The following is a 16,308-nucleotide window of genomic DNA, read 5'->3' as shown; positions in this document are numbered from 1 at the left end:
TAGCACACTATTGATTGTATATTTACTATAATTTAAAAAACATGTAATACTACCGATACTAATCTTAATAAAAAATTCAATATTGCTGTTGAAAGAATACCTATTATTCTTCCTCCAAATAGAATTAATGCTATAAGAATTAGTGGCTGATATTGATAAAACTTATCTTGAAATTCATAAAAAATTCTTGGCTTAAAATATTTAATAATCTTGAATCCATCTAATGGTGGAACCGGAATTAAATTAAATAATCCTATACTAATATTAACAGAAAGTATATAAAATATCATATCATGCAAAACTTGTGCCACACCTTCTGATAACTTAAAATAAAAAACTTTAATGAACAATGCATATATTACAGTTGCTATAATAGCAACAATAAAATTTGAAATTGGTCCAGCTAAACTCACTTTCAAACTATCTTTACTAGGGTTTTTATATGCTGATGGATTTGTTTGCACTGGTTTCGCCCACCCAAATATAAAGAATACTGCCAAAATAAATCCAATAGGATCAAGATGTGCTGCTGGATTCAAAGTTACTCTTCCTTGAAATCTTGGTGTTTTATCTCCTAACTTATCTGCAACAAAAGCATGTGCAAATTCATGAACTGTAAATGCAACAATAAGTGCTGGTATTATGACAATCTTGTCATAAATTGATGTGTTTAAATTAAGTAAATCCATATAATTCTCCTTCTATTTTAATTTTTTTCACAAAATTATTTGCAATATTTCTTTAAAATGCATCAACTTATCCTCACCCAATACATTTTTGGGTTTACTATTAACTGTTTATTCCAATAATGATATCATAAAAAATAAATTGTCACAACTTTGGATTTTTAACTTACACTTTTTTATCCTACATAACTAACTTAATCACACAAAAGGTTAATTAATCAGAAAGAGTATCCAATTTCACATCAAATTTGAATACTCTTCTTTAAAATTATTTATCTTTTAAACTCTTATACGATAATTTTCCACTATTATCTTTTGTAGCAATAAAATCTTCCTTTATTTGAACAAGCTTACCTTCGTACTCAATTTCTTTTCCGGTAGTTAGATTTTTAACGCTTCCTTTAAGATTATCATTAATCAATATCTCACTGCTATTACTTAAATATATATCATCAGCATTAGCAACTGAATCAAGAGTAATCTTCTTCCATGTAGAGGTATCTTCATCAACCTTACCATATGTTATAGTTGCAATTTTATCTCCATTAAGTTCTCCCATATATACAACATCATTTTTATCTATTCCCAAAAGAATCAACTTCTTATTAGAATTAAAATTAAGCTGTTTATTAGGTGCTGTAACATAAAAGGTTCCTTTTATTTTATCTGCATATATTAACCTGTCAGCATGAGGAATAACTTGTATATTACCTAAAATATAAGTGTTAAGCTTAACCTCACTCATATCATTATTTCTATCTATTCTATAAACAGTATCCTTAGCTCCACCCTTATCAATATCAACATAGAATACCCCCGTAAAAACTGATGCACTTATTTTTTTAATTTTCATATTTTCCTGATATGCACATATCTCTTTAACAGGTGATTCTGAAGCATTAACTGCATCATATGTTATAAGTTGGATTTTAGCTTTACCATTTTTATTGACTTTCTCTACTATCATTAAAACATTTCTATCTGGAACCCAATCATAATAAAGTATAGTTCCTCCATTTTCTGTTTTAACCTGAGTACTTGTTCCTGTTTTAGTATCCTGCAAAAATAAATTTTCAGCTTCTTTATAACTTAAATATTTACCATTGTATGAAATATTAACATTTTCAGCCTTATCTGCTATTGTTGCTTTTATATCTTTAGTATTATCTTTTTTAATATTTAATGCATTACTTTTAAATTCTGAGTTCTGCTTAAATGCATGATTATTTAAAAAATATAAAACACCAATTTGAAGTATTATAGATAGCATTGCCCATGCAATTATCTTTTTAAATATCTTCATAACCTGTTCCCACCTTCTGTTTATTTAACAATAATTGCTGTTGCAATAGTTCTCTCTCCCATGCTGTTTGATGGTTTGTTTATTATATCACCATCATAATACATAGTCGTTGATTTTCCACCATCTAAATTAATAGCATTATAGGCACCCAATTGATACATAATATCTTGTACTTCCTTTACTGTAGCACCTAAGCTTCCAAGGTCATTTCCATCAATAACCATAAGAATTATTGAGCCATCTTTTTTTTGTCCTATTGCAGTCTTTGGTCTTATACCAAATCCACCATCTCCATTAATTGTTAACTTTTTACCACTAATAATTAATGCTGGGTAAAAACTTACTGCTTCTTGAACGCCTTGTTTCACAAGCTCATCTAAAGTATAATTACCTACCATCATTTTTCCTTCTTTAGTTATACCAAGACATGATACTTCTTTTCCACCAGTATCATCATTTTTAACTTTTCCACCAGTCATAACAATACCAGTTGGTACACCACCATTTCCTGTCCATGCCTGTGTTGATGATTGGTCAACAAATCCTCCTCCATTAATTGCCGCAATTGCTCCATTTTCTTCTGCAATTTGAGAAGTAGTTTCTCCTTCTACGCCTATCTTAGAAGTTACTCCAATCTTAACCCTTGTTGGATCTTTTACAATCATATAATAACCACTATATTTTGAATTACCTTCAATTGTCTGTATTTCTATTGTATCATCCTTAACCTTAGGAATATTTATTTGATCTAAATCAGTTTTCTCACCATTATCCTCAACTGAATTTTGTCCTTGAATTTCTGCTATTTTTGCATCTGACATAAACCATCTAGCCATAAATTGATAACTTGTTGAAGTCATAGCTGCACCAACATAAGTAGATTTTGCAACATCAAAAGGGCCATATAAAATCATAAATGGAAATGTACATGCTGAAAAAATCAATTCAAAAACCAAAAACATAACTATTGTCTTAATTGATATCTTTTTTTTTGATTTCTTTGATTTTTTTACTTTTAATTTCGGTTTTCTATTCACATTTTTATTTATATTCTTATTTTTATTCATTTTGCTATCCTCTCTAAAAAACGCCTTAAATACTGACGTTTATTTAAATTACACCAAACCCTATTATATATTATTTTTATTTATATTACAATAAGGTGATTTTTCCTGCAATTTATTCTCCTTCAGACTTAATTTTTACATATAATCAAATATTATTATGTTATAATCAATTTTAGGAGGTATTACTTTATGGAAGAAAAAATATTAAATGAACTAAAAAATGCTGATGACTATATTTCTGGTGAGATTTTAAGTTCAACTTTGCAGGTATCAAGAACTGCTATTTGGAAGCATATTAATAATTTAAAAGCTAAAGGTTATATTATAGAAGGAGTATCTAAGAAAGGCTATAAATTATTATCATCTCCAGATTTAATAGATAAAAGTAAAGTAATATCATTACTTGAAACATCACAAATTGGTAGAAATATAGTATATTTTACTGAAATAGATTCTACAAATATTAAAGCTAAAGAGCTTGCACAGCAAAATGTTGAGACTGGAAGCTTGATAGTTGCTGAGAAACAAACACTTGGAAGTGGACGGTTCAATCGTGAGTGGGTTTCTCCAAATGGTGGTCTTTGGTTCACTTTAGTATTAAGGCCGAATATTTCTCCTATGGAAGCACCTAAAATAACTCAAATAGCTGCTGCTTCTGTATATAAAACCTTGAAAGACCTTAACATTGATGTAAATATAAAATGGCCTAATGATATACATTTAAATGGCAAAAAGCTATGTGGCATATTAGCAGAAATGAAATGTGATATGGATAGCGTTCATTATTTAGTATTGGGCATTGGCATGAACATTAATATAAATAGAGATGATTTTAATGATGATACAAATTCTATTGCTACATCTTTAAAAATTGAATTTAATAAACAATTTAGTAGAACAGAAATACTGTCTAGTTTTTTAAACCATTTTGAAAAATTGTATTTAAGATTTGTGAATTATCTTGATCTTTCTGAGACAATTTCAATTTGCAGAAATAATTCTAATATATTGGGAAAGCAAGCAAAATTAATTACATATAATAAAGAAGAAATAGTCACTTGTGTTTCTCTATCTGATGCTGGAGATCTTATTGTGAAGGATAGTCAAGGAAATGAAAAAGCAGTACTTACTGGGGAAATAAGCTTTAAAGGAATGTAATTAAGTTTACAGTTGAGGTAGAAATCCATTAAGGGATTTCTAAAATATATATGTTAAGAAGAAAAGCCTTAAGCTTTTCTTCTTACTCTTTACATTATTAAATGTAAAGACTACATCTTTAATTGAATATATATGAGATAAGTTGTGAGATTGAGTGAATATTCCTAAACATATTTTCAGAAAATTATCATCGCCTTGTCACTTATCACACTTTACTAATTTTTATTATATATATTGCAGTTCAGCACTTAAAGATTTCCAATGGAAATTAACCTTGGTTTATCATTGAGCATTTAACATTAATATAATTGCAATATATATCATTAATTAGGAATAACTTTCTTTATGTGTTCCTTTAATACCTTTGCTGATTCTTGTAATTTTCCTAACTCTTCAGCATCTTTTATCACTGGATTTACAATTCCTACAACTCCTGTGCTATTAACAATTGTTGGTACCGCAAGATATACATCATCAATTCCATACTCACCTTGCATTAAACATGATACAGTTAAAATTGCATTTTCATCTCTTAAAATAGCTTCAACTATTCTGTTTACAGCTAATGCCACTGCAAAATAAGTTGCATTCTTTCTAGATATTATTTCATAAGCAGCATTTTTAACATCATTTTCAATTACTGCCTTCACTTGTTCATCCCATTCTAAGTCAAATTTATCAGCATACTCATCTAATGTTCCACCTGCTATACTTGCTGTACTCCAGCTAACAACTTCACTATCCCCATGCTCCCCTAAAACATATGCATGAATATCATTGTTATTTACATTAAAATACTTTCCTATGACATATTTTAATCTTGATGAATCTAACACTGTACCTGATGCAATAACTCTTTCCCTAGGGAACCCAGATAATTTATATGTTATATATGCTAATACATCACAAGGGTTAGATACAACTAATAAAATTGCATTTGGACTTGCCGCTGCTATTTGTGGAACAAAACTTTTAAATATTTTATAGTTTTTTTCAATTAAGTCTAATCTTGTTTCCCCTTCCTTTTGAGCTGCGCCTGCTGTAATTATTACAATATCTGAATCCTTAGTTTCTTCAATACTTCCTGCATAAATACTTACTGGCTTTACAAAGGATGTACCATGAACTAAATCCATTACTTCTCCCATAGCTTTATCCATATTTATATCAAATAAACATATTTCTGTTGCCACTCCACTATTCATCAAAGCATAAGCTGTTGTTGCTCCTACAAATCCAGCTCCTATTACAGATATTTTACGTTTTCTATCAATCATTATTAATTCCTCCTTAAGTTATGCAATTATATATTGCAATTACAAATATTAAATTATCGATTATTTCTTGTCAATTATAATTAGACTAAACCTTTCCCAATTAAATTTATGGCTGAATATATTTAAACAATATATAAAACTTTTTATTAATTAATAGTTATTATCAATTATAACTCAATTGAATTTTTTCGTAAATACTATATAATTAAATTTAACCATATAATAATTAATTTATAACTTGGATGTTTATATTTTTAAATATCCTTCTTGCAAAGATGGAGGTACACTTTAATGAAATTACTATTTTTTGATACAGAAACTACTAGCATAAAGCCAGGAAGCATCTGCCAACTAAGCTATATAACTGTTGATGCTAGTGTAAAACCTCAAGTGACAACTGGCAGAAACTTTTTCTTTACAGTAGAAGAAATGGATCCTTCTGCTGAAGAAATACATGGTTTTTCCCTTGAAAAACTATACGATTTATCAAATGGGCGATATTTTGAAGATTTAGTTCCAGAATTTATTGATGATTTTATAAATTCTGATTTCATAATTGGACATAATGTTAATTTTGATATTAGATTTTTAAAACATGAGTTATCATTATTAGGTGAAGATTTTATTCCTAAAAATGTTTTCTGTACAATGGCTTATTATAGAGACATATGCAGAATTCCAAAAGCTAATGGTGAAATTAAAAATCCTAAACTATCAGAAGTGATTGAATGGCTCAATATTTCAAGCACTCAAATTGCCGAAACCTCTGAAAAATTGTTTGAAGGTAGTGGAAATTATCATGATGCTAGATTTGATACAGCTGCAACTTATTTAACTGTAATAGAAGGCTTAAAAAAAGGCCATTTCCCAAAAGGCTATTTTTCAAATCTTCTAAAAGCTTCTGATAGAAAATAACTAAGATAAAATTTAAATCTATATTTTTATTGTTAACACCTCATTAATAAAAGCATATAATATATTATAATTTATTGACTATCCATGATTTTCTATTTTATTGACTTTAAATTAGGCAATTTTAATCTATGTTAGTCTTGTTTAAAATATTAATGAGGTGATTATATGGAAAAATATGTTTGTGAAGTATGCGGATATATTTATGACCCAAAACTTGGTGACCCTGATGGTGGCATTGAACCTTATGTAGATTTTAATGATTTGCCTGATTGTTGGGTGTGTCCTATTTGTTCTTTTAACAAAGATAATTTTTCTATGCTTGAATGATTTCTATTGTAAATGTTTTACTTAGTTATTAATAAAACCCAATTGCAATTCTAATTATTCTATCTAACTAAATCCTAAAGAGAAAGACTATAGGAACATAAATATTATGTTCCTATAGTCTTTTTCAGTTCACAGTTTACAAGTCACAATTTACAATTACTTATGTAAAGTACATGAAGAAAAGCCCTAAGCTTTTCTTCATACACATATATTTCAGAAATCCCTTAATGGATTTCCTCCTCAACTGTAAACTGTTAACTGAAATACTGCACTGTTAACTGATAACTGTCTTAAATGCTTTCATGGAAAGTTCTACTTATAACTTCTAATTGTTGTTCCTTAGATAATCTGCTAAAGTTAACAGCATATCCTGAAACTCTTATTGTTAAAGTTGGATATTTATCTGGATTTTCCATTGCATCAATCAAAGTTTGTCTGTTAAGAACATTAACATTTAAGTGATGTGCTCCTTGTACAAAATACCCATCTAGTATTGCTACTAGGTTAGTAGTCTTTTGATTTTCATCTTTTCCTAAGGCATCTGGTACTATTGAAAAAGTATTTGACACTCCATCTTGGCATATTTCATTATATGGTATCTTAGCCACTGAATTTAATGATGCTAATGCTCCATTTATATCTCTTCCATGCATTGGATTTGCTCCTGGCGCTAATGGTTCGCCTTTCTTTCTTCCATCTGGAGTTGTTCCTGTTTTCTTTCCATACATAACATTTGAAGTTATTGTTAATGCTGATAATGTGTGTTTTGCATTTCTATATAAAGGATGTTTCTTAAGTTCATTTGAGAATCTAGTAACTAATTCAACACCTAAATCATCTGCTCTATCATCATCATTTCCGTACTTAGGGAAATCCCCTTCAACTTCAAAGTCTACTGTTATACCTGCTTCATTTCTGATTGGCTTAACCTTTGCAAATTTTATTGCTGACAAGGAATCTATAGCTACTGAAAGACCTGCAATACCAAAAGCCATTAATCTTTCTACTGCTGTATCATGAAGTGCCATTTGGCCTGCTTCATAAGCATATTTATCATGCATAAAGTGAATTATGTTCATAGTGTCTACATAAACCTTAGCAACATATTCTAATACCTTATTATAATTTTCTTTAACTTTCTTAAAGTCTAAAATCTCGTCTTTTATAGGTTCAATTCCTGGTACAACCTTAATCCCTTTTAATTCATCTACTCCACCATTGATTGCATATAAAAGAGATTTAGCTATATTTGCTCTAGCTCCAAAGAACTGCATTTGCTTACCAACCTTCATTGCTGATACACAACATGCTATGGCATAATCATCACCATAAACTGGTCTCATAACTTCATCGCTTTCATATTGAATAGAATCTGTTTTTATTGAAATTTCTGCACAATACTTCTTAAAGTTTTCTGGTAATTTATCTGACCATAAAACTGTTAAGTTTGGTTCTGCTGAAGTTCCAAGATTAATTAAAGTATGAAGATATCTAAAAGAGTTCTTAGTTACAAGTGATTTACCATTTATCCCCATTCCACCAATTGATTCTGTTACCCATGTAGGATCCCCACCAAATAATTCATTGTATTCTGGAGTTCTTAAGTGTCTAACCAATCTTAATTTTATAATTAATTGATCTACAATTTCTTGAGCTTCTTTTTCTGTTATAACTCCTGCTTCTAGATCTCTTTCAAGATATATATCTAAGAAAGTTGAAGTTCTTCCAAAAGAAGTTGCTGCTCCATTGTTTTCTTTAATTCCTGCTAAATATCCAAAATATAAATGTTGTGCTGCTTCTTTTGCATTTGCAGCTGGTTTTGATATGTCTATTCCATATTTAGCTGCCATAGATTTAATTTCACCTAAAGCTCTGATTTGCATTGATACTTCTTCTCTTTTTCTTACTAATTCATCAAGCATATCTCCATTTAAATTATCTAGATCTATCTTCTTTTCCTCTATTAAATAATCAATTCCATAAAGAGCTACTCTTCTATAGTCCCCGATTATTCTTCCTCTTCCATATGCATCTGGAAGTCCTGTTAAAAGGCCTGCACTTCTTGCTGCTCTGATTTCTTTAGTATATCCATCAAAAACCCCTTCATTATGAGTTTTTCTATACTTAGAAAAATGCTTTTCTATTTCTGGATCTAATTCGTATCCATATTCCTTTAAGGAACTTTGAACCATTCTAAGTCCACCAAATGGATTTACTATTCTCTTTAGTGGTGCATCTGTTTGAAGTCCAACTATAACTTCATTGTCTTTATCAATATATCCTGCTTCGTAGTTATCAATTCCTGATACTCTATCTGTAGCAACATCAATTATTCCTTTTTTAACCTCTTCAACTATAAGAGCATATGCTTTTTCCCATACTTTACTTGTCTTTTCAGTTTTATCTTCTAAGAAGCTTGAATCACCTTCGTATAATTTATAATTTTTTTGTATAAAGTTCCTTACATCTATTCCTTCTTGCCAAGTTCCTTCTTTAAAGCCTTCCCATTGTTTAAACATAATTATTTCCTCCTATATAATAAAAAATAATAATCTAATTAATCATATTTTTAATTCACACCAATATTGTATACTTAGCATCTCCTTTCTGTCAATGACAACAATTCTCAATTAATAACACTTTTCACATATTTTAATATGCTTCACTTTTCTCCATTTATATATAAAAAAAGCCGACAATCCAGGCTTTTTTGCCCAGACGGTCGGCTTATTAATAGTCATACTTCATGTGGTAAACCCACTTCCGTCAGTCATATGACTAAAGATCTTACTATAAGAATAATACTAAAGTATTTATTTTGTCAATAAGAATTATATTACATTTTAGCACTAAATGAGTTTAGAACTATTAAATAGTATATTACAATTCTAATCTCTAGTATACCACTTCCATAATTTTGTCAACGTTTTAAGTTATTTTTAACTTAAATTTAACACTCTAAACGTTTAATTGCTCTGAATTAATGTTATAATTTTCTTAAAAGCGTAATTTACACATACTTAAAAGGAGCGGAAAACAATGCACAGAAAATTCAAACCACTTTTATTTTCGTTTTTAGTATTAATTTTATTTCTATTTACTTTCTATAATATCCTTTCTTATTTCAATTTTTTCAAAAAAAATCTAACCATTGTTAACAAGACATTATATTCAAACTTACTTCCAGAAGACAATTTCAAAAGTACATATACTCCTAAACTTAAATTTGCGGACAGGCCTATATCCAAAATTAATGGTATAAGCTTTAATATTTTGAAGGAAAACAATATTAGTAATGTCCCAGTTATCCTTAAATCGCAACGATATTATATTCCACTTAGTTTTATTTGTACTAAATTAAATTATACATTAAATAAAACCAATGGTTCTTTTTCAATTAATAATACTGATAATACTATTACCTTAACAGAAAATTCCTATGAAAGAAATTCTAAAAAGGGATCTCTTAGAGGTAATGTATTAAATTACAATGGAACTGATTATATTTCAATATCGGATATTGAAGAACTTTTTGACTTAATTGCCGTATTTGATTTTCAAAATAAAAAAATCACTTTATTAAATAACGACATAAAAACACCTGAAGAACCTTCAGTGATCTATAGTGACAAAATTGCGTTAATTCGATTTGAGGACTTTGGCTGCGGATATTCCAATCTTGAAGATAAAAACCAAGCAAAAGTAAAACTTATGTCTAATTTACTTTACTCAAATGGTATAAAATTCCACATTGCTTGGATACCAAGATTTATAGTACCTGATGCTAATTTTGATAATGACTTATTAACAAATGATAACATTGTAAATGTCGGCTTTGTTAATCTATTAGATTATATGGTAAACAAGGGTGGAGAAATTGGTTTACACGGATATACTCATCAATCTGGTAAAGAATCAAGTGCTGTAGGTGAAGAAATGTCAAAAAACACAAACAGTACGGTTTCTGAAACTAGAGCTGTAATTGAAAAAGGAATTGATACTGCTAGTGCATTAAACATTCCTATATCCTTCTACGAAAGCCCTCATTATAGGGATACTGAAATGCAAAAGAAAATTATTAGCGAGTATTTTCAATTTGTATTTGAACCTTATGATAATTCTAAAAAGAATATTTATAGACCTAATGACTATAATTTATTTGTTCCTACTCCATTAGGTTATGTATCAGATATAGTACCAGATACAGATTCTATAATTGATAAATTGAAGAAAAATGACCCTGATATCCTTAGCAGCTTTTTCTATCATCCATCTATAGAAATAGATTATATTAAATTTAATACAGATGGAAATAAATTAAATGTGACTTATGATGAGAATTCACCACTTCAAAGAATTACAAAGGCACTTAAAGAAGATGAATATACAACTATTCATATTGATGACCTTTTAGATAAATAATGTGAGAAAAATTTAAAATAGCCTTATGTGTGCTTTTAAGAACTATGAAAGTTTCTTCATTGCATACATAAAGCTATTTTTATTATTTTTCAATTCTCAATTAATTGCTAAATCATTCAATATAGATATCCAAATTAATAATCACACTTATAAATGGAATATACATGCAGCATTGAGAAATTATAATCGTAACACTACACTAGAAATTTGATACATACTTGTGCAAGCGGCATATGAAATTAAGCTGTGATGGTTATTAATGGAAGGTTGTTCCATTTTCTGCTTGTCATAAATTTACTTTAGGAACATGCAGAAATGGGGCATCCTTCCACTTAGAACCCATCCAGCGAAAATTTCATTAGTCTGCTGTAATAAATATGTATCTGATTTCGGTAAGTTTTGCATAAGTATAATATTCTTGCATTGTATATATATATTTATATTGAATGATTCAATTTTTATTAGAACCTATATAGGAATAACTTATCTTGTTATTTAGCACCATATTGTTTATAATATTCATCTATTCTCGCTTTAATTTCATCAGTAATAAGTATATTTCCGTTAATTTCTTTATTATATAGATATTCTATAACTTCAGCCATAGTAACTATAGCACAAGTCTTAAATCCAAATTTTTCTCTGATTTCAGTTAAAGCTGATTGTTCTCCTTGGCCTCTTTCCATTCTATCTACTGATATTATAAGCCCTTTTACATTCACATTTGCTTGACTTTTTAAGATAGGCATAGTTTCATATATTGAAGTTCCTGCTGTTGTAACATCTTCAACAATCAAAACTCTATCACCATCTTTTAATTTACTTCCTAATAGGATTCCAGTATCACCATGATCCTTAACTTCTTTTCTATTTGAACAGTATTTTACCTCAGCATCAAAAGAATTTGAAAGTGCTATTGCAGTCGTCACCCCTAATGGAATTCCTTTATATGCTGGCCCAAATAATACATCGTAGTCATCGCCAAAATTTTCATGTATAGCTTCTGCATAAAATTCTCCAAGCCTTTTTAATTGACTTCCTGTTTGATAATTACCTGTGTTAACAAAGAACGGAGTTTTTCTTCCACTCTTAGTAACAAAATCTCCAAAAGTTAAAACACCACATTCAATCATAAATTCAATAAATTCTCTTTTATAAGCTTTCATAAAACTACCTCCTATATTGGTTTACAGTTCACAGTGCATAGTTTACAGTTAAGGAGGAACTTCATAACTGGATTTCTGAAAAGTCATAGGCTTCTCAGATCTAACTGTAGACTGTAAGTTGTAAACTGTTAATTGCCTAAATTATTCCAATTATTTCATTAATATCTTTAATCCCTTGATCTTTTAAGAAACTTTCCATTTCTTCAATGATTTCTTTCCCAGCCATTGGATTCACAAAATTAACTGTTCCTATTTGAATTGCACTTGCACCTGCCATCATAAATTCAATTGCATCTTTTCCACTGCAAATTCCACCAAGACCTATTACTGGTATCTCAACAGCCTTAGCTACTTGATGAACCATTCTAAGTGCTACTGGTTTTACTGCTGGACCTGATAGACCTGCTGTAACATTGTTAAATATTGGTTTCCTATTATATATATTAACTGCCATTGCATTTAATGTATTTATAAGCGAAAGTGAATCTGCTCCTGCTTCTTGACATTTTACAGCCATGTCAACTATATTTTCTGCATTTGGTGATAATTTTACCATTAATGGCTTTTTACTTATAGCCTTAATTTTTTTCACCACATCATAAGCAACATCTGACTTAATACCAAAGGCCATCCCGCCATGTTTAACATTAGGGCATGAAATATTAAGTTCAATCATATCAACATCTGTATCATTAATCTTAGTTACAGCTGCTTCATAATCTTCAAAGCAACCTCCGCCAATATTTGCTATAACATTAGTACCTAACTTTCTCATATTAGGAAGTTCATATTTTATAAATGCATCTATTCCTGGATTTTGTAACCCTACTGAATTCATCATTCCAGATGGTGTTTCAAATACCCTTATTCCTTCATTTCCTTGTTTAGGATTTATAGTAAGTCCTTTAGATGATATGCCTCCAAGAATTCCAACATCATAAAAATTGTTATATTCAGCTCCGAAGCCAAAAGTTCCTGATGCGGCAATTACAGGATTTTTAAATTCTACATTATTAATAGTAACTTTCATCATATAGATTTTCCCCTTTGCTCTTATAATTCCACATAGTATCCGTCAAAAACTGGCCCATCTTTACAAGTTCTCTTGTGGCCATCCTTTGTTTTGCATGTGCATACTAAACAAGCTCCAACTCCACAGGCCATATGCTTTTCCATAGAAACATATACACTTACATTTTTTTCTTTGCACATATCTACAACTTTTTTCATCATTATTTCTGGTCCGCAGCATAGGACCGTATCATAATTTTCAGGTTTTAAAAGTTCAGTAATAAACCCTTTGTGTCCATGCTTTCCTGTATTTGTAGATATGCTAATTTCATCTACATATTCTTTTAACTCATCTATTAAATAAATTTCATCTCTAAACCCTGCATATAAATCTATTTTTTGATTTTTATCTTTTTTTCTTAATTTTTTTGCAAGTTCTAACATAGGTGCAGTTCCTATTCCTCCTGCAACTAATGCAACTCTATTATAATTTTTTTCTATATCAAATCCGTTTCCAAGTGGTCCTGTAATATTAATGAAATCATCTTTTTTAAGCATTTTATATTCCTTAGTACCTTCTCCAACTACAGCATATAAAAATGTCAATCTATTTTCTGTTTTTTCACAAATACTTATTGGTCTTGGAAGGAAAGTTACTCCATTAATTTTAAGCATATAAAATTGTCCTGCTTTTATTTCTGAATCATCTTCCACTACTAATTTATATATATCCTTTGAAATTTCCTCATTTGAAATTACTTTTGCATTTCTATAAGTTATAGCCATACTAACCTCCTAATTATTAACTGCCTTCTTTATTGCGTCTCTCATTTTTATCGCTTCTTCTCTTGCACATAATGCAAATTCTTTTTCTCTATTTTCCTTCTTGTAAGCAAGCAATATTCCTCTTGACGAATTAACGACTCCACCATTTCCATTATTTAAATATAATGCAACATCCTCTGCAGTTCCTCCTTGTGCACCATATCCTGGTATTAAGAAAAACATATTATTATAATTAGCTCTTATCTTCTGTCCCTCTTCAACATAAGTACAACCAATAACTCCCCCAATTGCTGAATACCCACACTTTCCTTTTATATTTTTACTCATTTCAGTTATCTTATCTGCTACTACCTCATAAACCTTCTTATTTCCTATGGTATCCAAATATTCAATGTCTTCTGCTCCTGGATTTGATGTTCTTACCAAACTGAAAACACCTTTATTTCCTTTTTCTAAATAAGGTAGATATGGTTCGATGCTATCCATCCCCATATAAGGACTTAATGTTATGAAATCAGCTTCAAACTCTCCTTCAAAATGAGCTTTTGCATACATCGTTGCAGTTGCTGCTATATCTCCCCTTTTTATATCAGCTATTATTATTTCATCTTTTTCTCGTAAATAAGCTAAGGTTTTCTTATATGCAATTAATCCTTCTAAGCCTAAAGCTTCGTAATATGCAATTTGAACCTTAAAGCATGCTGCCACATCAAAAGTTGCATCTATAATTTGTTTATTAAATTCAAAAATAGCTTCACTTGGAGTTCTTCCTTCTTTTATATGTTCTGGCAAATAGTCTAAGGCAGTATCTAAGCCTACACAAACTACTCCTCTTTTTTCAACTCTATCATATAACTTATCAATTATGTAACTTGTCATTTAAAACACCCTTTCGTTCAGTTATGAGTTAACAGTTATCAGTTATGAGTTTAAAAGAAACTTCCCAGAATAAAATTCTACAAGAATTTTTAACTGTTACTTATTAACTGAATTAAATTTAATTTCTCCACCTTTTATTGTTGTAAGTACTTGCCCATAAAATTCCATCCCAACAAATGGAGTATTTTTGCCTTTTGATTCAAACTCTTCTGGATTAATTTTTATCTTATTTTCAGTATCTATAACAACTAAATCTCCACCTGCGCCAACACTTATTTTTCCTTTATTCATTCCAAGAAGCTTAGCTGAATTATAAGACATAAGTTCGCTTAATTTATTTAAAGAAACATTATTATCCTTAACTAATTTTGTGTAGCAAATTGAAAATGCAGTTTCAAGACCAACCATTCCTGGAGAACCATTTTTCTTTTCTTCAGCTGTATGAGGTGCATGATCTGTTCCTATAGTATCAACCATTCCCAATTTTATTGCCTTTATTATAGCTTCTACATCTTCTTTTTCTCGTATTGGCGGATTAACTCTATAGTCATTTATATCTCTTGTAAGACCTATATGATGTGGTGTTATTTCCATAGTGATATTTGCACCACTCATTTTTCCTTCAATTATGTATTTTACTGCTTCCTTTGTACTAACATGACACATATGCAGTCTAGCCCCACTTAACTTGGCTAGTTCAACATCTCTTAATGTCATCATGTTCTCAGCTATTCTCATATCGACTTTTGAAAACTCTGGACTTTCTGCATGAGACATTATAACCCAGTTATTCTTTTTTGCAATTTTCATAGCTTCAAGCATTGTATTTGAATTAGCTACACCAACTCCATCATCTGAAATTGCCTTTATTTCCTTATCATCTTCAAGATCTTTTAGGTGGTCTAATGTAATTCCATCGAAGTTCTTTGTGATAGATAAGCATTGATGAACCTCTATCAAATTAAGCTCATTCGATCTATTTCTTACAAATTCTAAAGTCTCTTTAGATGAACATATAGGTTTAGTATTTGCCATTAAACAAACACCAGTATATCCACCTTTTAAAGCTGCTTTGGAACCTGTTTCAATATCTTCTTTCCAAGTAAGACCTGGATCTCTAAAATGAGCGTGAGTATCAATAAAAGCTGGCATTACAATTTTCCCTTCACAGTCAAGTATCTGCACATTATCTTTTGTTATACTCTTACCAACTTCGTTTATTATTCCGTCCTTAATATATATGTCTCCATGAAAATCTTGAGTTACATCTATTATCCTTGCATTCTTAATTAATAGTTCCATATAAACACC

Annotated in this window: 14 protein-coding genes and 1 riboswitch; of the genes, 4 read left to right on the top strand and 10 right to left on the bottom strand. The window is 29.7% G+C overall.

Annotated features, from left to right (window positions below; all coding sequences use genetic code 11):
• Positions 1-32: 32 nt before the first annotated feature.
• The 3 genes from L3B98_RS01610 to L3B98_RS01600 form a co-directional block, all read right to left on the bottom strand.
• Positions 33-689: a site-2 protease family protein gene (locus L3B98_RS01610; protein ID WP_238915329.1), complete on the bottom strand. Its 657-nt coding sequence runs from the start codon at positions 687-689 to the stop codon at positions 33-35.
• Between the two features lie 265 nt (positions 690-954).
• Positions 955-1,989, bottom strand: coding sequence for a hypothetical protein (locus L3B98_RS01605; RefSeq protein WP_015391201.1), 1,035 nt, complete (start codon positions 1,987-1,989; stop codon positions 955-957).
• A gap of 20 nt (positions 1,990-2,009) precedes the next feature.
• The gene (locus L3B98_RS01600; RefSeq protein WP_015391200.1) at positions 2,010-3,056 is read right to left on the bottom strand and encodes a phosphodiester glycosidase family protein; all 1,047 of its coding nucleotides are present in this window, start codon (positions 3,054-3,056) and stop codon (positions 2,010-2,012) included.
• A 189-nt stretch (positions 3,057-3,245) separates the two neighbouring features.
• On the opposite strand from L3B98_RS01600, the gene L3B98_RS01595 reads away from it, so the two are divergent.
• Complete coding sequence (locus tag L3B98_RS01595) at positions 3,246-4,214, top strand: biotin--[acetyl-CoA-carboxylase] ligase (protein ID WP_238915328.1); 969 nt, start codon at positions 3,246-3,248, stop codon at positions 4,212-4,214.
• Between the two features lie 323 nt (positions 4,215-4,537).
• Here L3B98_RS01595 and L3B98_RS01590 read toward each other — a convergent pair whose 3' ends face one another.
• Complete coding sequence (locus L3B98_RS01590; protein ID WP_077360951.1) at positions 4,538-5,491, bottom strand: L-lactate dehydrogenase; 954 nt, start codon at positions 5,489-5,491, stop codon at positions 4,538-4,540.
• 291 nt (positions 5,492-5,782) lie between these two features.
• On the opposite strand from L3B98_RS01590, the gene L3B98_RS01585 reads away from it, so the two are divergent.
• Together L3B98_RS01585 and L3B98_RS01580 are read left to right on the top strand one after the other, a co-directional pair.
• Entirely contained in the window at positions 5,783-6,406 is a 624-nt protein-coding gene (locus tag L3B98_RS01585; protein WP_015391197.1) for a 3'-5' exonuclease, read from the top strand.
• A gap of 165 nt (positions 6,407-6,571) precedes the next feature.
• Positions 6,572-6,733 (top strand): rubredoxin, encoded by a 162-nt coding sequence (locus L3B98_RS01580; RefSeq protein ID WP_015391196.1) that lies wholly within the window; start codon positions 6,572-6,574, stop codon positions 6,731-6,733.
• Positions 6,734-7,023: 290 nt separating this feature from the next.
• On the opposite strand, the gene pflB is transcribed toward L3B98_RS01580, so the two are convergent.
• Entirely contained in the window at positions 7,024-9,252 is a 2,229-nt protein-coding gene (pflB, locus tag L3B98_RS01575) for a formate C-acetyltransferase (RefSeq protein ID WP_238915327.1), read from the bottom strand.
• Between the two features lie 186 nt (positions 9,253-9,438).
• A riboswitch (ZMP/ZTP riboswitch) is annotated at positions 9,439-9,517 on the bottom strand.
• A gap of 255 nt (positions 9,518-9,772) precedes the next feature.
• Between pflB and L3B98_RS01570 the strand changes: the two genes are divergently transcribed.
• Positions 9,773-11,155, top strand: coding sequence for a DUF2334 domain-containing protein (locus tag L3B98_RS01570; RefSeq protein WP_238915325.1), 1,383 nt, complete (start codon positions 9,773-9,775; stop codon positions 11,153-11,155).
• A 491-nt stretch (positions 11,156-11,646) separates the two neighbouring features.
• On the opposite strand, the gene pyrE is transcribed toward L3B98_RS01570, so the two are convergent.
• The 5 genes from pyrE to L3B98_RS01545 form a co-directional block, all read right to left on the bottom strand.
• Positions 11,647-12,321: an orotate phosphoribosyltransferase gene (gene pyrE, locus L3B98_RS01565; protein WP_238915324.1), complete on the bottom strand. Its 675-nt coding sequence runs from the start codon at positions 12,319-12,321 to the stop codon at positions 11,647-11,649.
• A gap of 136 nt (positions 12,322-12,457) precedes the next feature.
• Positions 12,458-13,354 carry a dihydroorotate dehydrogenase gene (locus L3B98_RS01560; protein ID WP_238915323.1) on the bottom strand — a complete coding sequence of 299 codons (897 nt, stop codon included), beginning with the start codon at positions 13,352-13,354 and terminating at the stop codon, positions 12,458-12,460.
• Between the two features lie 20 nt (positions 13,355-13,374).
• Entirely contained in the window at positions 13,375-14,118 is a 744-nt protein-coding gene (locus L3B98_RS01555) for a dihydroorotate dehydrogenase electron transfer subunit (protein ID WP_015391191.1), read from the bottom strand.
• A gap of 9 nt (positions 14,119-14,127) precedes the next feature.
• Positions 14,128-14,997, bottom strand: a complete 870-nt coding sequence (gene pyrF / locus L3B98_RS01550; RefSeq protein ID WP_077360943.1) for an orotidine-5'-phosphate decarboxylase — start codon at positions 14,995-14,997, stop codon at positions 14,128-14,130.
• 96 nt (positions 14,998-15,093) lie between these two features.
• Positions 15,094-16,299 carry a dihydroorotase gene (locus L3B98_RS01545; RefSeq protein WP_238915321.1) on the bottom strand — a complete coding sequence of 402 codons (1,206 nt, stop codon included), beginning with the start codon at positions 16,297-16,299 and terminating at the stop codon, positions 15,094-15,096.
• Positions 16,300-16,308: the final 9 nt, after the last annotated feature.

Source organism: Clostridium sp. YIM B02555, assembly GCF_022320955.1.
In the GTDB taxonomy this organism is placed as follows: Bacteria; Bacillota; Clostridia; order Clostridiales; family Clostridiaceae; genus Clostridium; species Clostridium saccharoperbutylacetonicum.
Note: the sequence above shows the minus strand (reverse complement) of the source record. Positions and strands in the feature narration are given on the sequence as shown.

Excerpts from the sequence above, each read along its gene's own strand:
- L3B98_RS01610 (WP_238915329.1), bottom strand. The coding sequence starts at position 689 with ATGGATTTACTTAATTTAAACACATCAATTTATGACAAGATTGTCATA.
- L3B98_RS01605 (WP_015391201.1), bottom strand. The coding sequence starts at position 1,989 with ATGAAGATATTTAAAAAGATAATTGCATGGGCAATGCTATCTATAATA.
- L3B98_RS01600 (WP_015391200.1), bottom strand. The coding sequence starts at position 3,056 with ATGAATAAAAATAAGAATATAAATAAAAATGTGAATAGAAAACCGAAA.
- L3B98_RS01595 (WP_238915328.1), top strand. The coding sequence starts at position 3,246 with ATGGAAGAAAAAATATTAAATGAACTAAAAAATGCTGATGACTATATT.
- L3B98_RS01590 (WP_077360951.1), bottom strand. The coding sequence starts at position 5,491 with ATGATTGATAGAAAACGTAAAATATCTGTAATAGGAGCTGGATTTGTA.
- L3B98_RS01585 (WP_015391197.1), top strand. The coding sequence starts at position 5,783 with ATGAAATTACTATTTTTTGATACAGAAACTACTAGCATAAAGCCAGGA.
- L3B98_RS01580 (WP_015391196.1), top strand. The coding sequence starts at position 6,572 with ATGGAAAAATATGTTTGTGAAGTATGCGGATATATTTATGACCCAAAA.
- pflB (WP_238915327.1), bottom strand. The coding sequence starts at position 9,252 with ATGTTTAAACAATGGGAAGGCTTTAAAGAAGGAACTTGGCAAGAAGGA.
- L3B98_RS01570 (WP_238915325.1), top strand. The coding sequence starts at position 9,773 with ATGCACAGAAAATTCAAACCACTTTTATTTTCGTTTTTAGTATTAATT.
- pyrE (WP_238915324.1), bottom strand. The coding sequence starts at position 12,321 with ATGAAAGCTTATAAAAGAGAATTTATTGAATTTATGATTGAATGTGGT.
- L3B98_RS01560 (WP_238915323.1), bottom strand. The coding sequence starts at position 13,354 with ATGATGAAAGTTACTATTAATAATGTAGAATTTAAAAATCCTGTAATT.
- L3B98_RS01555 (WP_015391191.1), bottom strand. The coding sequence starts at position 14,118 with ATGGCTATAACTTATAGAAATGCAAAAGTAATTTCAAATGAGGAAATT.
- pyrF (WP_077360943.1), bottom strand. The coding sequence starts at position 14,997 with ATGACAAGTTACATAATTGATAAGTTATATGATAGAGTTGAAAAAAGA.
- L3B98_RS01545 (WP_238915321.1), bottom strand. The coding sequence starts at position 16,299 with ATGGAACTATTAATTAAGAATGCAAGGATAATAGATGTAACTCAAGAT.